This is a genomic window from Aquibacillus kalidii (assembly GCF_014280935.1).
GTDB classification, from domain to species: Bacteria; Bacillota; Bacilli; order Bacillales; family Amphibacillaceae; genus Aquibacillus_D; species Aquibacillus_D kalidii.
In genome coordinates, this window is the sequence record NZ_JACLZI010000027.1 from 1 (window position 1) to 20,400 (window position 20,400).

The 20,400-nt window shown below is 32.8% G+C and carries 21 protein-coding genes and 2 pseudogenes; 4 read left to right on the forward strand and 19 right to left on the reverse strand.

Going from position 1 to position 20,400, the window contains the following annotated elements; all coding sequences use genetic code 11:
* Both H7K77_RS04565 and H7K77_RS04570 read right to left on the reverse strand, forming a co-directional pair.
* The coding region (locus H7K77_RS04565) for a hypothetical protein (RefSeq protein WP_186576543.1) at positions 1-716 on the reverse strand (716 nt) is incomplete at its 3' end.
* Positions 717-803: 87 nt separating this feature from the next.
* Positions 804-1,076 carry a hypothetical protein gene (locus tag H7K77_RS04570; RefSeq protein WP_186576544.1) on the reverse strand — a complete coding sequence of 91 codons (273 nt, stop codon included), beginning with the start codon at positions 1,074-1,076 and terminating at the stop codon, positions 804-806.
* Positions 1,077-1,454: 378 nt separating this feature from the next.
* Between H7K77_RS04570 and H7K77_RS04575 the strand changes: the two genes are divergently transcribed.
* Together H7K77_RS04575 and H7K77_RS21180 are read left to right on the forward strand one after the other, a co-directional pair.
* Entirely contained in the window at positions 1,455-1,679 is a 225-nt protein-coding gene (locus tag H7K77_RS04575; RefSeq protein ID WP_186576545.1) for a hypothetical protein, read from the forward strand.
* A 48-nt stretch (positions 1,680-1,727) separates the two neighbouring features.
* Positions 1,728-1,928: pseudogene (locus tag H7K77_RS21180) on the forward strand (IS256 family transposase); the annotation flags it as partial.
* A 78-nt stretch (positions 1,929-2,006) separates the two neighbouring features.
* Here the strand turns inward: H7K77_RS21180 and H7K77_RS04580 are convergent.
* Positions 2,007-3,260 carry a glycosyltransferase family 4 protein gene (locus H7K77_RS04580; protein ID WP_186576546.1) on the reverse strand — a complete coding sequence of 418 codons (1,254 nt, stop codon included), beginning with the start codon at positions 3,258-3,260 and terminating at the stop codon, positions 2,007-2,009.
* Entirely contained in the window at positions 3,257-3,493 is a 237-nt protein-coding gene (locus H7K77_RS04585; protein WP_186576547.1) for a hypothetical protein, read from the reverse strand. The genes H7K77_RS04580 and H7K77_RS04585 overlap by 4 nt, the downstream gene beginning before the upstream one ends.
* A 471-nt stretch (positions 3,494-3,964) precedes the next feature.
* Here H7K77_RS04585 and H7K77_RS04590 point away from each other — a divergent pair, with 471 nt between their 5' ends.
* Positions 3,965-4,090, forward strand: a complete 126-nt coding sequence (locus H7K77_RS04590) for a DUF3789 domain-containing protein (RefSeq protein ID WP_186576548.1) — start codon at positions 3,965-3,967, stop codon at positions 4,088-4,090.
* A 28-nt stretch (positions 4,091-4,118) separates the two neighbouring features.
* On the opposite strand, the pseudogene H7K77_RS21185 reads toward H7K77_RS04590, so the two are convergent.
* The 3 genes and pseudogenes from H7K77_RS21185 to H7K77_RS21680 all read right to left on the reverse strand — a co-directional run.
* Positions 4,119-4,418 (reverse strand): annotated as a pseudogene (locus H7K77_RS21185) (GDP-mannose 4,6-dehydratase); the annotation flags it as partial.
* 267 nt (positions 4,419-4,685) lie between these two features.
* Positions 4,686-4,838 (reverse strand): hypothetical protein, encoded by a 153-nt coding sequence (locus H7K77_RS21675; RefSeq protein ID WP_328701026.1) that lies wholly within the window; start codon positions 4,836-4,838, stop codon positions 4,686-4,688.
* A 118-nt stretch (positions 4,839-4,956) separates the two neighbouring features.
* Positions 4,957-5,484, reverse strand: a complete 528-nt coding sequence (locus H7K77_RS21680) for a type I phosphomannose isomerase catalytic subunit (RefSeq protein ID WP_328701027.1) — start codon at positions 5,482-5,484, stop codon at positions 4,957-4,959.
* A 40-nt stretch (positions 5,485-5,524) separates the two neighbouring features.
* Between H7K77_RS21680 and H7K77_RS04600 the strand changes: the two genes are divergently transcribed.
* Complete coding sequence (locus tag H7K77_RS04600; protein ID WP_222599222.1) at positions 5,525-5,833, forward strand: NUDIX domain-containing protein; 309 nt, start codon at positions 5,525-5,527, stop codon at positions 5,831-5,833.
* On the opposite strand, the gene H7K77_RS04605 is transcribed toward H7K77_RS04600, so the two are convergent.
* From H7K77_RS04605 to fcl, 12 genes are all read right to left on the reverse strand, one after another.
* Positions 5,830-6,906 (reverse strand): glycosyltransferase, encoded by a 1,077-nt coding sequence (locus tag H7K77_RS04605; protein ID WP_186576549.1) that lies wholly within the window; start codon positions 6,904-6,906, stop codon positions 5,830-5,832. The genes H7K77_RS04600 and H7K77_RS04605 overlap by 4 nt on opposite strands.
* Positions 6,907-6,915: 9 nt before the next feature.
* Positions 6,916-8,298, reverse strand: a complete 1,383-nt coding sequence (locus H7K77_RS04610; RefSeq protein ID WP_186576550.1) for a sugar phosphate nucleotidyltransferase — start codon at positions 8,296-8,298, stop codon at positions 6,916-6,918.
* Positions 8,299-8,921: 623 nt separating this feature from the next.
* Entirely contained in the window at positions 8,922-10,376 is a 1,455-nt protein-coding gene (locus H7K77_RS04615; protein WP_328701028.1) for a flippase, read from the reverse strand.
* A 130-nt stretch (positions 10,377-10,506) separates the two neighbouring features.
* Positions 10,507-11,421, reverse strand: coding sequence for an O-antigen ligase family protein (locus H7K77_RS04620; RefSeq protein ID WP_186576552.1), 915 nt, complete (start codon positions 11,419-11,421; stop codon positions 10,507-10,509).
* A gap of 302 nt (positions 11,422-11,723) precedes the next feature.
* Positions 11,724-12,854 (reverse strand): polysaccharide pyruvyl transferase family protein, encoded by a 1,131-nt coding sequence (locus H7K77_RS04625; RefSeq protein ID WP_186576553.1) that lies wholly within the window; start codon positions 12,852-12,854, stop codon positions 11,724-11,726.
* 22 nt (positions 12,855-12,876) lie between these two features.
* On the reverse strand, positions 12,877-13,893 hold the full coding sequence (locus tag H7K77_RS04630; RefSeq protein ID WP_186576554.1) for a glycosyltransferase family 2 protein: 1,017 nt from the start codon (positions 13,891-13,893) through the stop codon (positions 12,877-12,879).
* Positions 13,890-14,840 carry a glycosyltransferase family 2 protein gene (locus H7K77_RS04635; protein ID WP_186576555.1) on the reverse strand — a complete coding sequence of 317 codons (951 nt, stop codon included), beginning with the start codon at positions 14,838-14,840 and terminating at the stop codon, positions 13,890-13,892. Before H7K77_RS04635 ends, H7K77_RS04630 begins: the two co-directional genes overlap by 4 nt.
* Positions 14,803-15,957, reverse strand: coding sequence for a glycosyltransferase family 1 protein (locus tag H7K77_RS04640; RefSeq protein WP_186576556.1), 1,155 nt, complete (start codon positions 15,955-15,957; stop codon positions 14,803-14,805). Before H7K77_RS04640 ends, H7K77_RS04635 begins: the two co-directional genes overlap by 38 nt.
* A 14-nt stretch (positions 15,958-15,971) precedes the next feature.
* On the reverse strand, positions 15,972-16,943 hold the full coding sequence (locus H7K77_RS04645) for an NAD-dependent epimerase/dehydratase family protein (protein ID WP_186576557.1): 972 nt from the start codon (positions 16,941-16,943) through the stop codon (positions 15,972-15,974).
* Positions 16,944-17,103: 160 nt separating this feature from the next.
* Positions 17,104-18,366 carry a glycosyltransferase family 4 protein gene (locus H7K77_RS04650; RefSeq protein ID WP_186576558.1) on the reverse strand — a complete coding sequence of 421 codons (1,263 nt, stop codon included), beginning with the start codon at positions 18,364-18,366 and terminating at the stop codon, positions 17,104-17,106.
* 20 nt (positions 18,367-18,386) lie between these two features.
* Positions 18,387-19,427 (reverse strand): GDP-mannose 4,6-dehydratase, encoded by a 1,041-nt coding sequence (gene gmd, locus H7K77_RS04655; protein ID WP_186576559.1) that lies wholly within the window; start codon positions 19,425-19,427, stop codon positions 18,387-18,389.
* A 12-nt stretch (positions 19,428-19,439) separates the two neighbouring features.
* A complete protein-coding gene (fcl, locus tag H7K77_RS04660) occupies positions 19,440-20,390 on the reverse strand; it encodes a GDP-L-fucose synthase (protein ID WP_186576560.1) in 951 nt (316 codons plus the stop codon).
* Positions 20,391-20,400 lie beyond the last annotated feature (10 nt).

Genomic DNA, 20,400 nt, shown 5'->3' on the forward strand with positions numbered 1-20,400 from the left:
AAGCTCTCGGTGAAAGCATTTGCTTTGAAGTAGCTATTAATCAGGGAGTCCCATTCCGGATCAGCAAGTCTTTCACCCAACTCCTTCAAATCAGGGTCTACTCTCCCCATATACTTCCAAAAGTAAGGGGACTTTACCACATCGGTTGCCGCGGATTTAGCTATCTCCTCCACTTTTTCTTGCGCCACGACATTTATGATCTTCGCAAACATTTTGGGATTACTAGTAAGCTGTTTTAATGAACTAGCTTTTTCTGTGGGTTTTTGTTCTGGCTGTGTTATCCTAAACAAAAAATATCGAAAAATTAGTTTCCCGATTAAAGCAAGTAAATCCTTCGTCATTACCTTCTTGCCGTTCCATTCAAAATTACTATGATGGAAATTCCGCTGAATATTATTCCATATATCTAGATTAGGAGATGGTTTTATTTTTGACGCTTTTCGCTTTAAAGATCGTTCATCCTCCAACATACGGTCGACAGTTAAATGGACAATGTACCGCGCATCATTTAGCTCTCTTTTATACTGTTTTAATTCCCTCTCCAGTCTATCTGTATAACTATCAATAGAGCCTGGTACAACACCAGGATAACTTGCTTGAAGTGACCGAAATTGCCGACGGAGGGTCTGAACTGCATCATCAGATTGATGCTCTGCTTTCCCAATCATACTAGATAGATGCTTCAATTCTCCCAGATTCACGTTTATTTTACTCATGGCACAACTCCTCCACCTTTAAGAGTTGTAGCCTATGTACATTCAAATACCCGCCTACAATGTTAAATAAATTTCCGATTAACCCACTCATAACAAATTAGCCGCTTTCTGCCTGTAATAGTGAATCTTATTCCTCGTTTCCTGCCGTAGCTCGCTGTATGTATGTTCCACCCGACTCCTCGATTGATTCACGTCCGTTGCCACTCGATCAAACGCATGTCTCACATCCCCTTGCCAATGTGCCGCGTACTTACTTCTCCCACTCGTAAACGTCTGGTGGGCATGGTGAAAATCTTGAATAACATGATTAAGCCGTGACAAGAATTCCTCTAGTTCGGCTGCTTTGCGCAGATACCTCATACGTATCCTTCTCCGCCTCTTCCGCACTCACTAACATCCGCCTATCCCCTTCCAAATATTTCTATTACTATGGTAGCGAATCACTGAAACTATTGGTATATTACATATTTCCTGTTTTATCTAAATGCTGAATAGGCATATAGGTTTAAATAATGAGGTTATCTAGGAAAGATGGAGGAAAAAAAGGGGAATGTTGAAAATGATATGATAATAATCCGTACTTTCTAAGCAATCAGATAAATAGAGGTTTCATTTCATTTTTATCGAACAAAAACTGTCCATTTTAGTTTAGCAGGGCTTAATGATGGTTGGCAAAGCATTGTTTGGTGAAATTTCTTAGCGAACACTAGTAAGAAATATAGAAGGGGATAAGATCATATGGCCGAACAACAATACTGGCCTTCTCTTACAGACAAATCAAACACTTTTTTTCGACAGGATCAGACCCCTTTATTTGGGAGTGATTTGTTGACAACTGCTAATTCTGTTTTGATGTTTCCAGCCACATATTTATCTATTATCATCATTATGAGCAAGGATATGAGGAACTTCCCGTTGCCTCAACCAAGAGTGAAAGTAAGTATTTGTTATTTTCACTTGTAAAAGTAGGCTATATCATCCATTCGGTAAAAAGTAGTTCACCACGAACCCGTAGAAAGCATCCACTCTAACTTCAGAAAAGTCAAAAAAAGAAGCATTCCCCAACGAGAACGCTCCCCTGAAAGTCTTATTTTTACGTATAAAAGAACTTGAGAAAAGTAGGACGGTGGCCACATTAAAAATTGGTCAATTGCCATGAACCAACCGCTTATCCATGATAACTTAGATAGTAGAGTTGTAAAGTATATTTAAACTTACACACTTTTCTTGACAAGCCCGCTTCCATATTACCTTATTTTGATAATAATCTATTATGGATAACCATTATGATTAGACGGTTGTTTTCATAATACTCTTATATAATTCTAAGTATTTTTTAGATACCTCTCTAATATTAAAACTTTCCATTACTTTATCTCTTGCATTTTTAGATAGCTGAGCTTTAATATCTTCTTTTGAAAGAACCCACTCAAGCCCCTGTGCAAGTTCATTTTCATCGTATGCTTCAGCTAGATACCCATTTTGTTTATGGTCTACTATATCTTTAAGTCCAGTAGCATTAAATGCCACAACAGGAGTACCACAGGCTAGCGATTCTGATGCAGTCTGACCAAAGGATTCTTGTAGAGATGGCACACACATGACGTCAGCTGCTGAATATAATAGAGCCAAAGTAGCATCATCATTGATGTTTCCCATATAATGCGCGGTAAAAGGAAAATCAGGTGGGTCAAGTGGTCTACTAGATCCAAATATTATAAGTTCGACTTCATCGGAATACTTACGTGATAACAATTCTAAACTTTTAATTAAAAAATGAAATCCTTTATTATAATCGCTTGTACTGCTCATTGCTCCAAATAAAATAAGTTTCTTTTGACTCGGAAGATTTAATACATCCCTTGATACATTCTGGTTTATAGGCTTAAATTTATCAACATCTAATCCATTAGGAATAACTGTAATATTATTGTTCCTAAAAACCGAACTATTTCTAGCACATTCAGCCATCCAATTGCTTGGCGTTACTACATTTATATCATTATTCGACCAATTTTTAATTTTTGATTTAAGAATTTGGTAACTAATATCTTTATTGTTATCTGAACGAAGTTGCGGGCAAGAGCCACAAGATCTAGTATATCTATCACAGTTATATGGAATATGACACCCCCCAGTAAAAGGCCAAGAGTCATGTAACGTCCATACAATTGGACGATTTATTCCTTCCAATTCTTTAATAGATATGAATCCATCGTTTATCCAATGTAAATGGACAACATCAGGGTTAATGTCATTAATTACTTTTTTAATGTTTCTAGGAACCCATGAAACATGCCAAGGATTACCTTGACGATGTCGATACCTTAATAAAGGCAATTTATCTATATAAGGCCTAGCTATTGATTCTCCCCTTTCAATCTTACTACTGGGTCCAATAACATCTGGACTATCTCCAGTTTTACGTTGAACAAACATCAAAGAATCTATATTAACATGCTGATTTAAAGCTCTGTGTAAACGGTCAGCTGCCCTAGCAGCTCCGCCAATTTTATCATTCGTATTTAAATGAAGGATCTTCATTGCTTATGCTCCTTTATTACTTTTAATATATACTTACGATACTTTTCAGCAAAAGCAGGTAAAGAATATTTTTTTAAGACATATTCTTTACCATTTGCTTTAGAGAAATATATTTTATATGACTGTGATTGTTGAATTTTCCAATTAGCAAATTGTTTTTGAACTTTCCAGTTAATACTTAGATCTTCACCCATAGTTGTCAAAGAAGCATTAATAGCAAGAGGAATACCCAATTTTTTAAACTAACCCATGTCTTTTCCTTTTGTATAAAAAATGCAAAAGGAATTATCAAGGCCAAAGTATGCATCTTAAATAATGTCCCAACTTTAAAATAAAGAGTATTTGCAAAATAAGATGCCGTTGTTTGTGATTCTAATGTTGTTTATGCATGACACCATATTTGGGAATAAATAAAAAGTTCAAAAAAGTTGAGCAACCCAAGAAAGATTGTGAAAAGTTGTCCCCTCAATTTATAACCTATTTGCTCGCTTATATCAAGTTTAAGGAAGGTTTATTTTTTCTTTACTAGGTATGATCCTTTGTAATTCTTTTGCTTGAGCACAATATGATGAGCCTATCAATAAACCTCACCGAAGACCTCAAGTCCACCTTTTATACTATTTTTTATCCATTTACGGAAAACGCTTACAAAGTGTTGTATAATACATATATAGTAACCATCATCCAACCAGGGGGAATAAGCTATGATTACATTTGTATTAGGTACTGTTTTCGGTAGCGCTATAGGCATATTTATAATGAGTTTGATGGTAATTGCTAAAAGAGCTGATCAGATTAATGAAAATCGTTACATAAAGCATCCCTTTTGAGGGATGCTTATTTTCTTATTGATTAACCTCAACTCAAATACCACTTCACTGTTTGAGCAATCCCTGTACTAAAGTCATAGGTTGGCTTCCATCCAAGTTGTTCAATTTTTGTTGTGTCAACCGCATAGCGTTTATCATGTCCTATGTGGTATTCTACAAATTTAATTAAGTCTTCCGATTTCCCTAACGCTTTTAATATAGTTCTACTACTTGCAAATTTGAAAGTTCAGTTTATCCGCCAATGATATATTTCACCATTAACTCATTTATGAAGTACAAGATCAATCGCAGCAAAATTATCTAGCACATGTAACCAGTCCCGAATATTTCAGGCGCAACCTTAACCAAGGAATTTGTATTTCCATCTATTAATTCATAAATTTTATATCTATTGTCCATATACTCCCTGACGTCATACATACTCTCTCATTCCCTTGAGATATTTTAATATCCTTTAAGTCTATTTAACTTTAATAAGTTCTTTTATGAATGAGACACAATATACTCAGCATTATCAGACAAGCTATATTCCTCAATAGTTGCTGGCAAAATAAAATGATCACCTTTTTAATTTCAAAATTAGCACCATTCACTTTCATTGTTGCGCTTCCCTTATGACACTTACCTGTAAAAAGTCACTAGATAACTGTTGTTCCACTTCTCCATCTAAACGCCAGTGGAACACTGTAAAATATGTTTCCTCTACAAGCCTTTTAGTGACTAATCCATTCTTTACTTCTTGTTTCATATGCATAACTGGATTAACATGTGGTACTGTCGTTACCTCTATTGATTTTTCTAAATGGAGCTCCCTTTTATTTCCTTCATTATCTGTACGGTCATAATCATAAACTCGATAGGTGATATCAGAATTGTGTTTCTAAAATAACCATTCCTTTACCAATCGCATGGATAGTACCACTTGGTACGTACACAAAATCACCTGCACTTACTTTAATGCGGCGAAGAAGGTTGTCCCATTTTCCCTCTACTACCATTTGTTGAAACTCTCCCTTTGTTTGGGCATGGTGTCCAAATATCAACTCCGCATCCTCTTCAGTGCTAAGGACATACCAACATTCCGCCTTCCCATACGGCTGTCCCTCTACTTCGCGCGCATAACGATCATTAGGATGTACTTGGACAGATAAATCATTATTAGCATCCAGAATTTTTACAAGTAGAGGATATTCTTCCTTATTATCTTTACTTTTATTAAACAATTCTCCATTGTTTTTCCATACAAAGTCTAGTTTACTGCCTGATGAGTCTCCGTTTAGGATTTTACTTGGTCCATCGGGATGAACAGATATTACCCAAGCTTCACCTATTCGATCATTTGGGATATCATAACCAAATTCTGTATGTAACTTCTTTCCTACCCAAATTAACAAGATATTACTTCAACTTAGATCAGATACAAATGATTGGGGCTTGCCTGGTGGACAATTAGAATTAGGAGAAACTCCCATCGATTGTGCCAAAAGGGAACTATATGAAGAAACAGGCTTGAATGCGCATACCCTCGAACTAGTTGAAATTTTCGCTGGCGAAGAGTTACATTTTTCATACCCCAATGGAGATGAGACATACGGGCTATGTATTGTCTATAAAACATATTCCTTTGATGGTCAAATAAAAATTGATGAGGAAAGCTATGAGATGGAATTCTTTAACATAAATTCACTTCCATCTCATATTTTTAAACCTCACCAATTTATATTAAATAGTTTATTTAACTAGTTCTCTAGTAATTCTAAAACTCTCGATACTAACTGATAGACCTCATTAGGGCATTCAGTAGTTACTTGTTTGGATAACTCAACTTTTAATTCTTCCGTAATTTGTAACTGATGTAAATCTTCCCAGCTAACTAATTTAACATGATTTATACTTTTCAGGTAACTGGCCGTATTCCTATCTTCGTTCATGATATTTCTATCTAATATAATCAGCGGCTTGCTGTTAATAACAGCTTCACTAACAGTGCTCCAACCAGCTTTGGATATAACAACATCAGCAGCTGCTATATAGTTCTGTGACTCCGTGTACTCTCTCGGTATCTGAAAGACATTTGGATTGTCTATATTTACATTACTAGAAACAAGAAATACACAGCCTTTACTATTCCAAAGCTTTAAATCATGTAAATCTATTCCAACCTTCATCCCTAAGCCAAAGTAAATCACCGTCTTATCTCGCTTTGGATTAACACGATCCAGTATATTTTTCACTTCTTGATAATCAGCCTGTCTCGCTAAGAATCCAAAGCTTTCATTACTGTTTTTTCCCCAATCAGGCTCAAAGCTACCGGCTAGATTTAAGAAATGGTCTATTTGAGTGTATGCATTTCTAAATGTAGTTAGATATTTTTGTTCCACTAAATCTTTATAGGCCGTATACCAAGTGAAATTAGATATTCCAATAGTTGGAATATCTAATTCTTTTGCTGGTATAAATGGGAGTGGTGAGATATCAGAGATGACTAAGTTAATACAATTTGATAGGAGAAATTCTTTTTCTATTAGGATCTTGTTATCCCAGGTATGAACGAAATCTAAATACGACTGCTCTAATTCAACTGGATTAGGTTCCATACTATTTTCTTTAAGAATATATCCTACATCCGTCTCAATCACTCTATATTGGACAGGTAAACCTTCTAAAGAATCTCTTAGGAATCCAAAAGCAAATGAATTGCATATAATAATCCTTACATCTTGTGTGGATTTACTTATTATTTCACGAATCAAAGAAATACTTCGGGTAGCATGTCCAAATCCATAATCTGATATATAGTAAGCAATAGTTATCATCTATATCCCCTACAGAATAACTGTTGACTTAGACTTATGGAACAAAGATATAACTTCATCCCAGTCGTAAGCTAGTCTATGAATGTCATCTCTACTAATTCCTGAACCTGTTTGTACTTCAATAAATTCAAGGTCTGAAATAGCACGAACACCATGCTTTTTACCTGCTGGTAGGTGAACAACATCTCCTGCTTTCACTCTTCTAATACTATCATCTAGTACTAATTCACCTTCACCTTTTACAATCGTCCACACTTCATCTCTTAAGTTATGATAATGATACGTTGAGTTTTTACCTTCTTGTATGCATATACGCTTGGTAACCATTTCTTCCCCATTATCATACTTAGAGTAATCCAATGTACGTGACCATCCCCAGATTCTCTCTTCATACATTGGAGGTTGATCGAAATCCTTTATAAGTTCTTTGATTCTAGGGCTAGAAGCTTTATCACTCACTAAAATTCCATCAGGGCTTGCAGCGACTACCACATCTTTAACACCAAGTACTGTAACAGGGATATCTAGTTCATTAATTAAGTGCGTATTAGTAGAATCATCACTAATAACACCTTTTCCAACCTGTGTAGTAGCCATCTCTTCAGTCAACGTATTCCAAGTACCAAGGTCTTTCCAATAACCATCGTATGGTAAAGCAACAATACTTTGTGCTTTTTCAACAACTTCATAGTCAAAGCTAATCTTAGGTAATTCGCTATAGTGACTATTTAACTCTTCATAGTTTAGTGGTAATTTTTTTTCTCTCAACAAATCTAGTAAGTAACCAAGTTTAAAGGCAAAAACACCACAATTCCATAAAGCATTTTCTTTAATTAAAGACTTCGCATTTTCCTCTGTTGGTTTTTCAGTAAAATGACTTACTTCAACATGGTTACCATTATGGTTACTCGGAACAATATACCCATATTTGGAAGAAGGATATGTTGGCTTAACACCAATTAAGGCTAAATCTGCATTGGTGTCCTCAATAACTTCTTCTAAATCCTTTACTCTTTCGAAAAACTCATCTTCTACATACGGATCCACTGGTAATACAACTACAACTTCATTCTCAGGCATTAACTCAACAGAGTGAAGATAAGAAGCAGCTAAAGCAATAGCTGGAAATGTATCACGTCTTTCTGGTTCTGTTACTATTGGAACATCTAAACCTAATTGACTGTGTATCATTTCACGTTGTAGTTTTGATGTTGCTATGGCAGAATCTTTTTCTAGTCCTACAGATTCTAATTGACCCCAAACTCTTTGTACCATAGATAGCTTTTCGTCTTCTTTACTGTCTAGTACTTTTAAAAACTGTTTTGAACGTGTATCATTTGATAGTGGCCATAAGCGTTTTCCTGATCCACCGGAAAGTAATATAAGTTTCAAAGTAATCCTCCTTTATTAATTTAAGTATTTGTGTACAGTAATTTGATTAATTGAACTATAATTCTATCAATGTGACAAAGGGGACAATGCCATTAGTCTTAACCAAATAAGAAAATAAAGTTAACCACACCAACATAATAAGAAGTGTCTTCTAACGCCTTCCACTAATAGAGGATAACAAAAGACAGGGTCAAGTAAGCCCCCTAAAACCTCCTCTTAGTTTACAAAAAGTTTAGTTTTGGCCGAAACCATAGGAGTGTATGAGTGTTGTCTTTTATGATTATAAACTTAACTAAAAAATTTTTTTTAGCACATAGTCAACAGTAAATGCTTTAGTCCTTCGCTTTCAATAATACTATTACCTCTACACCGTTTGAAATCCTCATCTTATTTCAAGTTAAACTTTCTGTGCACTTGATAGACTTACTTCTTCAATTATGTCTAATTTTTTATTTTCCGTGCCTTGGTGAATATACCTAATAGTTTTCTTAACTGATTTAGGAAGCTTACCAAAAAATATTTCAAGTGTTCTACCTCTAACATTACCTTGTATTTATTGAAAATATGCACTTTCCAATTATAATGAATTCCTTTTATATTTACAGTAGTGCTCTATGTTAATATTAAAATACATCCTTTTTACGAATTAACATCTTTTTCAAAAAGGAATCTTTAGTGACAATCATATATAAAATAACTAATGAGCAATAAACCACTGAGCCAATGATAATTTGAGTTATTAGCGTACTAATATTTTCCTTTAGTAGTTCCCCTGTAAACTTTACAGTTATAAACATAACAAAACCGAATAAGAAATAGATATAATTATCTAAAAAATATTTTTTTATTGGTAATTCCTTTTTGACAGATATTATTTGGATTATCAAAATGGTAGATTCAGCAACTATTGACCCTATTATTGCCCCGTTAGCACCATATAGAGGTATTAAAAAGTAATTTAATACAAAATTTAGGATAGCAGCAACTATCATAGATATGACATATAAATTATCCTTCTTTTCAGGAATCAGATATTGCGTCCTTATTACATTTGCAAATGAAGAAATCAAAATAATAGGTGACAGATACATAATTAATTTACCTGATGGGGCAAATTCTTCTCCAAAATAAACAGGAGCTAGAACCTCTGAGATTCCAGCCATTCCAAACATTAGGGCACACGATATTATAGATACATATTTCATTGACATCTCAATATATCTTTTTTGTAGATCACGTTGCCCATTAGAAACTAAATTTGAAACCCTAGGAAGCATAACAGTCCCTAAAGCAACAATAATACCCATTGGGATAACCAAGATCTTATCAGCATTTTCATAGTAACCTAATTGTTGCAAGTTGCTTAAACTACCAATCATTATCTTATCCATAATACGATATATACTATATGCTAGAACTGGAAGAAATAAGATCAAATAAGGCTTAATATTGTCTTTAATAGTTGCAACATTTGGCTTTACAAAATGTAAATATCTCCTTAAGAATATCCATATAATACTCTGACTAATAAGTGTTCCAAGTGACATAATCATTGCGTATATCCAAAGATCATCTGTACTTTTCACAAATATAAAAACCAGAAGCACAGTTAATATTTTTATAATAAAATTTCTTATAACAATTAATTTGAATTTTTCAATACCAGAAAAAAACCAATTAACATCAAATATAGCAGATAGAACAAATATAGTTTGAATAATACCAATTAATTTATTTTCCCCATAAAAATATATACAAAAGAAAATATAAATAATTGTTATACATATTGCACTAATGAATTGCATAGTAAAAATGTTCCAAAAGGTTTCACTTATCTTTCTTGGATCATTTCGTACCATTGCTATACTCCTATTGCCAAAATTAGCTACACCTAACATTGCAAACAACAAAAAATAGTTAGCTATGGAATAAGTATAAGAATAGGTTCCTAGTCCCACTGGTCCTAATACTCTAGAGATATATGGTGCCGTTATTATCGGGAGAATTAAGACAAGAAGTTGATAAATAACATTGTAAATAAAGTTTTTTCTAATAGAACTCATATTACCTCTCAACATTTGTATTTTTTTTAAGAAAAGAAAACACTGTTTCCCCTGAAGATTTCTAACTCAAAATTTACTATTCAGTTGAAAATAATTTCAGCAAGAAATAGACACTTAACTACAATTATTGTCCAAAAATTCTTTATCAAGTACGAATTAGGTAGTGACGATGATGAAAATACGTGTAAAAAATCAATACATAAAAAACTAACATTTGCCCATAGGATTCAGTTAGCATCATAACCAAAATTGTAACAATGCCTCCTCGTAAAATTAATGAAGATTTATCTTGGTACCCAGATTGAGAAATCACCCGTCTAACCCTTGACAATTGTGCAATAAGAATAAGTACACAACCAATACCGCCTTGTAGCCAAACCTGCAAATATTCGTTATGTGCGGTTCTAAAATCTTGATATATAAAGAAATAAACTAAGTTTGGTGAATCTTGAATTCCATACCCTAAAATAGGTTTAAGTATAATCATTGAAATTGCTTCTTTCCATATAAATGTTCTTCCAGTGAGTGTCACATCTTTATTTAGAAGACCTTCGAATATAGGTTTTAACATTGTAGTTGCTTGAAAAATAACAACTATGACAAATAACAGCCCTATGATTAGATAACTTGTCCTTAAATTTGCCAAATGTTTATTTTTTGATATAAGTAAAATAAACGCTAAAAATATAATAAGGCCAACAACAGCTGTAGCACTCCATAAAAAAAGAATACTGATAATACAAATGACAATATCGGTTTTACACAATACATTAATCCGGCTTCCTCTTGTGTATTGTCGACAAAGACTTAAAGTCATTAATAAAATAAAATATGGTCCAGTTTGGTTATCTAGGCCAAGAAAATTATATCTAGTCACTGCAGAAGAATAAATATCATTTACAGTGTATACCCCGTCAGGGTAGACGATCATTAGAAGAAAATTAATGTAGACCATTAGACGAAATATATATACTAGTGCAGATAAAATTATATCTCTATTAACTTGTGAATATAAATCAATTAGTAACAATATCCCTAAGCAAGTGACCAAATATCCCAAAAACTTAAAAATATCTCCTTGATTTATGAAAGTTGATAAGAGTAAAACGAACATGTAAAGTATTGATAGTAAGGAAAAAGTTGATATAGATGGTAACCTTTTATTCTTTCTAAAAAGATATAAGCCACAAATAATTGTAAATGACATTGCCCGACTTACTATGGTAAGGATATAAACATTTTGATTTATTAAGGATAAATACGTAGACATATATGGCACAAGTAATAGTACTAACCACCATATCAATAGACTGTTACTTTTTGTTTCCATTTTGGCTCCCTAGTTAATTTTTATTATTATACTCAATTTAAAATATCACTCAAATATTTCATTGATTTGTCTTTTAAATCGTCAATTCTTTTTCTAACTTCTTTGTAATCTATCTCTTGCCATAAATCGATTTTTTCTATGCTGTCCTTTGTAATTAATTTTTCTTCTATACCTAATTGTTCTAGAATAAATGATGCTCGATCGTCATTTTTATTTGCAATAGGACTCTTTACATACCAAAAATCCTTTTGAAAAACAGCTGAGAAAATAGTACCATGGAAAGAAGAAGTAAATACCAACTTAGCATTTTTAATCAATGATAAGAACATCCTCGGACCACCAGGATTAGCAAGCTTGAACCCATATTGCCATAGGCCCCTCCTTACCCATTCTTTTGCATTTACAACATAAACTGGCATATTATATTTTTTTGCTATTTTCTGAATTTCTATATTAGTTTCTTTAGTATACCAACTAACATAATAAAAAATATAATCACCTTTATCTATTGGGTTATATGCTAAGCCAGCCCAACTATCAGGACTTATTAATAAAGTAGGATCAGCAGCTATATCAATATTTCTACCCGTAAGTTCTTCTATCCACAACTTAGAGTTTCTTTCCCTGACTGATATATTTTGAAAATTCATCAGATACTCTCTATACTTTTTTTCTATTCTCGCACCTTCCCCAATTATATTATTAGCAGCCATACTTGCTGCGTAAGAGATTCTTTTTACATTTTTATTGGCAAATGACAAGAAATAGGCGTCTTCAAAATCTAAGCATTTAGTATTCCAAACCTGGTCACTACCACTTATTAGAATATCGTATTCCAAATTAGCTTGTTCAAGTTCGTGAGTACTATGGTATTTCTCATCTGACACGACCATATAATTTTTTAAGAACCTTTCATAATCACCGTAATGACTTTTAATCTTTTTATAAAATATAGTAAACATCACATTTTTAAGTAATTCTTTAATATTTCGTGGTATTACAAAAATTGAATAGAACCTCTTTTGACCAACACTTGAAAAATCTATTATTTCATTGCTGTAGTTAGGGAATTGCGATATTATTTGCTGTAGTGCATATGCTTGAAGCATAGATCCGTTATTATGTGATGCATGAAATGTAATTATTCCTATCTTCTTTGTCATATTATTTTCTCAACTCCATTATTTATAAAAGATTCATCATTACTGATCCTTTTGCTTTAACTTTTTTTTGATACCCACATATAATAAGAACAGGCACTGTTAATCGGAATTTTAATAAAAGTAACAAAGTTTTTTGGGGATTCACAAGGGTATTAATGTTTATTTTTAACTCATCAATTGCTATGCAATAGGGCCTTTGTGAAATGAATTTTTTAAAGTTCTTCTTTTTAACAAACAAACTTTTCTTATTATCTTTGTGCGAGAAAAATCTACGTATACAAAGAAAGAGCCCATTTAATACAGTTTCAAAATATATATCACTGAATTCCTTTTCACTAAAGTGACTCCTAATGTATCTATCAAGTTTATCTAAAAAAAGTTTATCATTGTAAGTAATCTTATCATTATAAGTATGTGTTATAGAATTAGAGTTTTCCCGGTAATAATAAAAAGATTTATTTACTAATTTTATCTTATTAGTTTTTAAAATCACATTAATGTTAAATAACATATCTTCACCATTAAAAAGTTTAATTTCAAAAGCTACTGACTTTTCTAAGAGAAAACGTTTCCTATAAACTTTACTACACACGCTAAACATAGAATTTCGACTTAGTATTTCTGTTGTTTCATATCCTAATATTGCTTTCACTAATTCACTTTTAGGGCCATGATAAAAAGTTGTTTCCCTAAATTCTTTACTAAACATTACCACATCAGCATCACAAAGGCTGGTTTTAATTAATTCAAACATATTATCAGAAACTATATCATCAGAGTCCAAAAATAACACCCAGTCACCAGTAGATATATTCACACCATTTTGTCTTGCAGAACTAACACCGCAATTATCTTGATGTAATACATTAATGTTCTCGTATTTCCCACTATAAAAATCGCATATTTGAGGACTTCTGTCTTTTGAACCATCGTTCACCAAGATTATTTCAAATTCACTAAAGTCTTGATTTATTATACTTCTAATACATTCATCTAAGTATTTTTCAGCATTAAAAACAGGAATGATTATACTAATCATTCAATCACCTTCCTATACCTTAAAAGCCTAACAATTAATGGGAAATACATGATAAAAACTCCAAACAACTTATACTTATAAGAAATATTATTATTTATTAAGAAAACTTTAAAATATTTGACAATACTTTCTCTTAATTTTTTATAATACTTAAGATCCTCTTTATTATTTGACTGTAATGCCTTAACACACATTTTCAACACTATTAAAACAAAATTACTCTGTATCATTTTAGTAGTACTTTCCTCAAATTTTTTAGCCTTTCTTATTATTTCATTGAAAGCAACAATAACAGTTACTTGTTTGTTATTAAATCCCTTATTAAACGCACTCTCATTGTGTTTCCTATAGAAATACAGTCTTTCTTTAGAGTAAATAATATTTTCAATTTCTTGACAATATTGAAAACAAAACAGTGTATCTTCGCAAACATATATATTTTCAGAAAACCTTACATCGCACGAATCAATAATATCTTTTTTAAACAACTTATTACAACTAAAACCACCAAAGCTATTAACATTAAATATTTCGTGAATAGCCTCACTTGCGGTTAAGATAGTTACTTCTTCATCATTTCTACTGAATAATTCACAAACTGCTAAATCACAATCTTCAACGGACACCATCATACTGTAGAGCTCTTCATACATTCGTTCTGAGACATAATCATCAGCATCTACAAAACCAATATACGTCCCTTTAGCCATTTCCAAACCAATATTCCTCGCTCTAGAAACACCACCATTTATCACACGTTTACAATGAATATTATTATATTGGCTAGAATAATATTTACAAATATCTTCACTACCATCGAAGGAGCCATCATCAACAAGAATGATTTCTATTGGTCTATATGTCTGGTTAAGTAAACTTTTTATGCAAGCTTCTACATAATCCTTTGCATTATAAACAGGTACAATTATTGATATTAATTTGCCCATTTTGATCTCCTAATTTCTTTACCGCATCAATATAAAAATTTTGTAAGCTTTCTGCCTGTTTTTTTATGTCGTAACCAGATTCCAATATTGAATTAGATTCATCAACTCTAATATAACCATCTTTCAATTTTAATATTTCATTTGCCCATGTATTAACATTTTCACTCAAAGACAGATATTCTGTATTCTTTGTAATTGTAGTCTGTCTAGTTACATTATCTGAAAAAACACACTTAAGACCCGCAGCCTGTGCCTCAATACCCGATACAGGTAATCCCTCAAATAATGATGGTAATATGAACAAGTCCATTCCCTGATACAAACGTTCTACATCTCTACGTATTCCAATAAATAAGACAGAATTAGTTAATTTCAAATATTTAACCTTTGCTTTTATCTTAGGCTCTAAATCCCCTTCCCCTATCAATAGCAAAACTGCATTAGGTTCCTTCGCGTGAACAGCCTGAAATACATCTATTAAAAAGCTATGGTTTTTCTGTGTATTAAATCTACCTATATGGCCGATGACAAACTTATTCTCTAATCCAAGTTCATATCTAACACGTTCACGTATTGTAGCATTATATTTAAATCTCTCCGAATCTATTGCATTATTATATATTGTAACTTCTGCATCATCACCAAAAGCGTAATTACTAGCTGCATCTGAGCAGGCGAAGAGTTCTGTTGAATATGTTTTAAATGACTTATTTAAGTAATTCTTTATAAAGCCTTTCAACCCTGAATTCCTTTGAGCAATGTGACTATGAGCAATTCTGATAGGAACTCCTGCATCCTTAGCTGCCTTTAAGTAAAATTTACCAAAACTCTCCATATGACCATGAACAATATCATATTTAGGATGCATAGAGAAAAAGTTTTTTAAATCCTTTTTATACTTTATAAAGTTATTATCTTCACGAACAGATAACCTATATATTTTTCCACCTAATTCCTCAATCTCATCATCATAAAACTGACGCTCCTTATAATGAACCAGAAAGTCAAACTGCACCTTGGTTCTATCAATATTTCTGTACATATTCATAATAAATGATTCAATTCCAGCACATTGCATTTTATAATTTATCATTAAAACGCGTATAGTTTTTCCCATAATTACACCACCCATCATCTATCAAACTGATTCTCCTTAATCCATTTAATTGTAGCTCTTGTACCTTCTAATCTAGAATAAGGTACTTCGCCAGCAATTTTATAAGTACAAGATAAATCATTAGTTCCGTCATTTGTCATGTTTTGAAAACGAAAAGACTGAATTGGGAAGTGAATTCCAAACAGACCTAGAAAATCACCTAATTTTGATGCTAGTCTTATAACCCATACCGGCATTGTTGGAATCTTAAAACCTAATTCAAATGCTATTTCATCAGCCCACTCATTAATTTCATAGGCAGGTTCATCCCCAATATAGAAAACTTTATGGTTTTCATCTAAAGTATCATTAAATAGTAATTGTTCTATTTGGAAAATTGCATTCCCTATATATCCATATGTTTTATAACACTTAATTCGTCCGATATGGAAAAACATGCGTCGCATTACCATATCAAAAAAATTCCTATAAGGTACCCCAAACCAAGGACCCCAAATTGAAGTCGGCCTGATAATACACCAATCACACTTAGGTTTATTGGCCCATACACTTCTTTCAGTCAAAACTTTACTTTCTCCATACTTTGTATGAGGACAATAGTCAAACTGGTCTTTAATTTCATATCCGTTCTTTGTTACAAACTTAGACGAAGCAAATAATATTTTTTTTAAACTAGGCAAAAGGTTAACAATTCGCAAAAGATTTTCAACTCCAACAATGTTTGGTGAATAATCTTCCACTGTTTTTCCATCTAAATCTGTACGAGCAGCAAGATGAATTATATAATCAGGGTTGAATGAGAAAACCGCTTCTTTAAAACCTTCAAACTCAGTTATATCAATGTTTTTCCAAAGAACCTTATGTTCTGGGAGCTTTGGCGGATTATGGTCTATATTCACCACTTCAAAACCCTTTTTGATAAAGTTTACTATTAGATTAGTCCCAATAAAACCAGAACCGCCTGTTACAAGTATTTTATTATACATACCTTATCCTCCAAATAATTTCTGGTAGAAAGTTATAATGGGTATTAATTTCCATATATCAACTAAGGAATGCAACCATAGTTTAGTAGGCTCCTAAAAAAATTCTACAGGTTAAAGAGATAACAATTGAAATCAATACTCCATAAAACTATTTTACTTCCTAATATTTAATTTCTTCTATATATTTCTCAATAGATACACTCTTAGTCAGTTCTGTTTCTAGATATTTACGTCCACGAATCCCCATATCTTTAATTTCTTGATTATCATCATTGTCTATCAACCAACGCAAATTAAATTCTATTCCATCGTAATCACCTGGTATACTTAAAAGTCCGCAATTGGATTCTTCAATAATCAAACGAGCTTCAGCACCTTCCTCCAAAATACCAACTACAGGTTTTCCTGCAGCCATTATTCCATACAACTTTGAAGGTACACTTACTCCCTTAATGCCCTTAGCCGAAATGCACCATTGTGCATCACATGCATTCAAGCTATATATTAAATGACTCTTATCTTGATATGGAATGAAAATCACATTATTAAGTTTGTGCACTTCCTTATACATTAACAGCTTATCTCGTACTAGTCCTTCCCCCACGAAAGCAAAGATAACATCTGTTCTACTTTTGAATTTTTTAATAACATTAATTAAATTCTCAAGGTCGTAGTAAAGCCCAAGGTTACCGGAATACATAATGACAAATTTATTTTCCAAACCATATTTTTTCTTAAAGGATACTATATTTTCATTAGTAGTTTCTAATGGGTAAATTTCATTCTCATCAATCCAATTATTAATAAATACTGTATTTGGAACCTTTTTATTCTTAAATCTCTTTTCCATAGTTTTTACCATATCCCTACCAACAACAATTACTTTATCCGCTTGTTTAGCACTAAATTTATCTAACCACATCATCATTTTTAATATCAGTGTACTTTTACTATATCCAACAGCCATTATTTGTTCTGGATTAAAATCCTGAATATTATAAATGTATTTTGATCGTTTTATCCATTTACCCCAAACACCTATTAGACCTCCTAGAATTGGTGGTTGGGAAATGGAGTACACATAATCCACATTTCCTACTTTGAAAGTCGCAACCATTGCCCCAAAAAAATAGGATATGATATTTTTTATCCTACTTAATTTGCTACTCTTAGAGAATTCTGGTACACGAATTCTTAGAACCTTAACTCCATTGATCTCTTCCTTAAAGAATAGCTTAGTTTTATATTTATCATCTATGGAACCAGTATAAGAAGGCACTACACTAATTATGGTTATATCAAACTCATGTAACATACCTTCAGCTAACTCTTTAAGGATTTGGCCAGTAGAGGCTACATCTGGAGCATAGTAATGTGCATATATTAATAGTTTCTTTTTTTTAGATTTATTATTCATGTGCATGTAGTACCTCTTCCTTACATTTAGACTTTAGCTTTATCGAGGTCAGAAGACACCATTATCTTTACTAGTTCCTCAAACGAAGTCTTAGTAGGATTCCACCTTAGCTTAGTTCTAGCTTTTGTCGGATTACCAAGAAGTTGCTCAACTTCAGCTGGACGGAAGAAATCAGGACTAACTTCAACAATTACATCACCAGTTGATTTATTAAAACCTTTCTCATTAACACCTTCACCTTGCCACTCAATTTCAATTCCTGCATTTTCAAAAGCCAAAGTAGCAAATTCACGAACAGTATGCATTTCCCCAGTAGCAATAACAAAATCCTCTGGAGTATCATGCTGTAAGATTAACCACATGCATTCAACGTAATCCTTAGCATAACCCCAGTCACGTTTTGCATCTAAATTTCCAAGGTAAAGTTTATCTTGTTTCCCTTGAGCAATCCTAGCAGCTGCTAAAGTAATTTTACGAGTCACAAAAGTTTCTCCACGACGCTCAGACTCGTGATTAAACAAGATGCCATTTACTGCATACATTCCATATGATTCCCTGTAATTCTTTGTAATCCAGAACCCATATTGCTTAGCAACTGCATATGGGGACCTCGGGTAAAATGGAGTAGTTTCACTTTGTGGTACCTCTTGCACCTTACCATACAACTCAGAAGTAGAAGCTTGGTAAATTCTTGTTTTCTTTTCTAATCCAAGAATCCTTACTGCCTCAAGTATTCTAAGCGTCCCAATACCATCAACATCCGCTACATACTCAGGCACATCAAAAGAAACCTTTACATGAGACATAGCTGCTAGGTTATAAATCTCATCTGGTTGGATTTTACTTATTAAACGAATCATATTAGAAGTATCGGTTAAATCACCTGAATGAATGTAGAAATTTTCGCTACTCTTCAATTCCTCTACATATAAATGCTCAATTCGACTAGTATTAAATGAAGAAGACCTACGAATAATTCCGTGTACTTCATACCCTTTTTCTAATAGAAGTTCTGCTAGAAATGATCCATCTTGTCCTGTTACACCTGTGATTAATGCCTTTTTCATAATTCCCTCCATCTATTTAGCAACAGTTGTTGCATTCTCTATATTTGTTAAAAACCAGTCATACGCTTCCTTCAAGCCTTGGTCTAAGGATATAGATGCTTCCCAACCTATTTCACTTAACTTTGTAACATCTACAAGTTTTCTAGGTGTGCCATCAGGTTTGGATGTATTGTAGATTATTTCACCTTCGTAACCAACTACTGCCTTAATTTTTTCCGCTAATTCACCGATTGAAATGTCTTTACCTAAACCTACATTAACGAATTGATTTCCTTCATAAGTATTCATTAAATAAACGGACGCATCTGCAAGATCATCTGAATAAAGAAACTCTCTTCTAGGCTTTCCTGTACCCCAAACTTCAACTGTTGGCGTTTCATTTAACTTAGCTTCGTGAAACTTTCTAATCAAGGCTGGTAATACATGAGAAGTTTCTAAATCAAAGTTATCATTCGGTCCGTATAGATTAGTAGGCATAACTGAAATATAGTTTGTACCATATTGACGGTTATATGATTCGCACATTTTTATGCCTGCAATTTTTGCTATTGCATATGGTTCATTTGTTGGTTCTAAAATACCAGTTAACAAGGAATCCTCATTCATTGGTTGAGGTGCAAACTTCGGATAGATACAAGTGCTACCTAGGAAAAGAAGTTTTTGTACACCATTTCTGTATGCAGCGTCAATAACATTAGTCTGAATCAACAAATTATCTCTTATAAAATCAGCAGGATACTCATTGTTCGCAACAATTCCTCCTACTTTAGCAGCTGCAAGGAAAACATACTCAGGTTTTTCCGATTCAAAGAAAGAATCAACTTTATTTTTATCTGTTAAATCTAGTTCACTACTGGTCCTGTAAACTAAATTAGTATAGCCTTTCTCTTCAAGCTTTCTCACAATTGCAGATCCAACCAACCCTCTATGTCCTGCAACATAAATTTTAGAACTTAAATCCATTTTTATTCCA

Excerpts from the sequence above, each read along its gene's own strand:
- gmd (WP_186576559.1), bottom strand. The coding sequence starts at position 19,427 with ATGAAAAAGGCATTAATCACAGGTGTAACAGGACAAGATGGATCATTT.
- H7K77_RS04650 (WP_186576558.1), bottom strand. The coding sequence starts at position 18,366 with ATGCACATGAATAATAAATCTAAAAAAAAGAAACTATTAATATATGCA.
- H7K77_RS04625 (WP_186576553.1), bottom strand. The coding sequence starts at position 12,854 with ATGACAAAGAAGATAGGAATAATTACATTTCATGCATCACATAATAAC.
- H7K77_RS04605 (WP_186576549.1), bottom strand. The coding sequence starts at position 6,906 with ATGATAACTATTGCTTACTATATATCAGATTATGGATTTGGACATGCT.
- H7K77_RS21675 (WP_328701026.1), bottom strand. The coding sequence starts at position 4,838 with ATGAAACAAGAAGTAAAGAATGGATTAGTCACTAAAAGGCTTGTAGAG.
- H7K77_RS04590 (WP_186576548.1), top strand. The coding sequence starts at position 3,965 with ATGATTACATTTGTATTAGGTACTGTTTTCGGTAGCGCTATAGGCATA.
- H7K77_RS04615 (WP_328701028.1), bottom strand. The coding sequence starts at position 10,376 with ATGTTGAGAGGTAATATGAGTTCTATTAGAAAAAACTTTATTTACAAT.
- H7K77_RS04630 (WP_186576554.1), bottom strand. The coding sequence starts at position 13,893 with ATGATTAGTATAATCATTCCTGTTTTTAATGCTGAAAAATACTTAGAT.
- H7K77_RS04575 (WP_186576545.1), top strand. The coding sequence starts at position 1,455 with ATGGCCGAACAACAATACTGGCCTTCTCTTACAGACAAATCAAACACT.
- H7K77_RS04645 (WP_186576557.1), bottom strand. The coding sequence starts at position 16,943 with ATGTATAATAAAATACTTGTAACAGGCGGTTCTGGTTTTATTGGGACT.
- fcl (WP_186576560.1), bottom strand. The coding sequence starts at position 20,390 with ATGGATTTAAGTTCTAAAATTTATGTTGCAGGACATAGAGGGTTGGTT.
- H7K77_RS04570 (WP_186576544.1), bottom strand. The coding sequence starts at position 1,076 with ATGAGGTATCTGCGCAAAGCAGCCGAACTAGAGGAATTCTTGTCACGG.
- H7K77_RS04580 (WP_186576546.1), bottom strand. The coding sequence starts at position 3,260 with ATGAAGATCCTTCATTTAAATACGAATGATAAAATTGGCGGAGCTGCT.
- H7K77_RS04635 (WP_186576555.1), bottom strand. The coding sequence starts at position 14,840 with ATGGGCAAATTAATATCAATAATTGTACCTGTTTATAATGCAAAGGAT.
- H7K77_RS04640 (WP_186576556.1), bottom strand. The coding sequence starts at position 15,957 with ATGGGAAAAACTATACGCGTTTTAATGATAAATTATAAAATGCAATGT.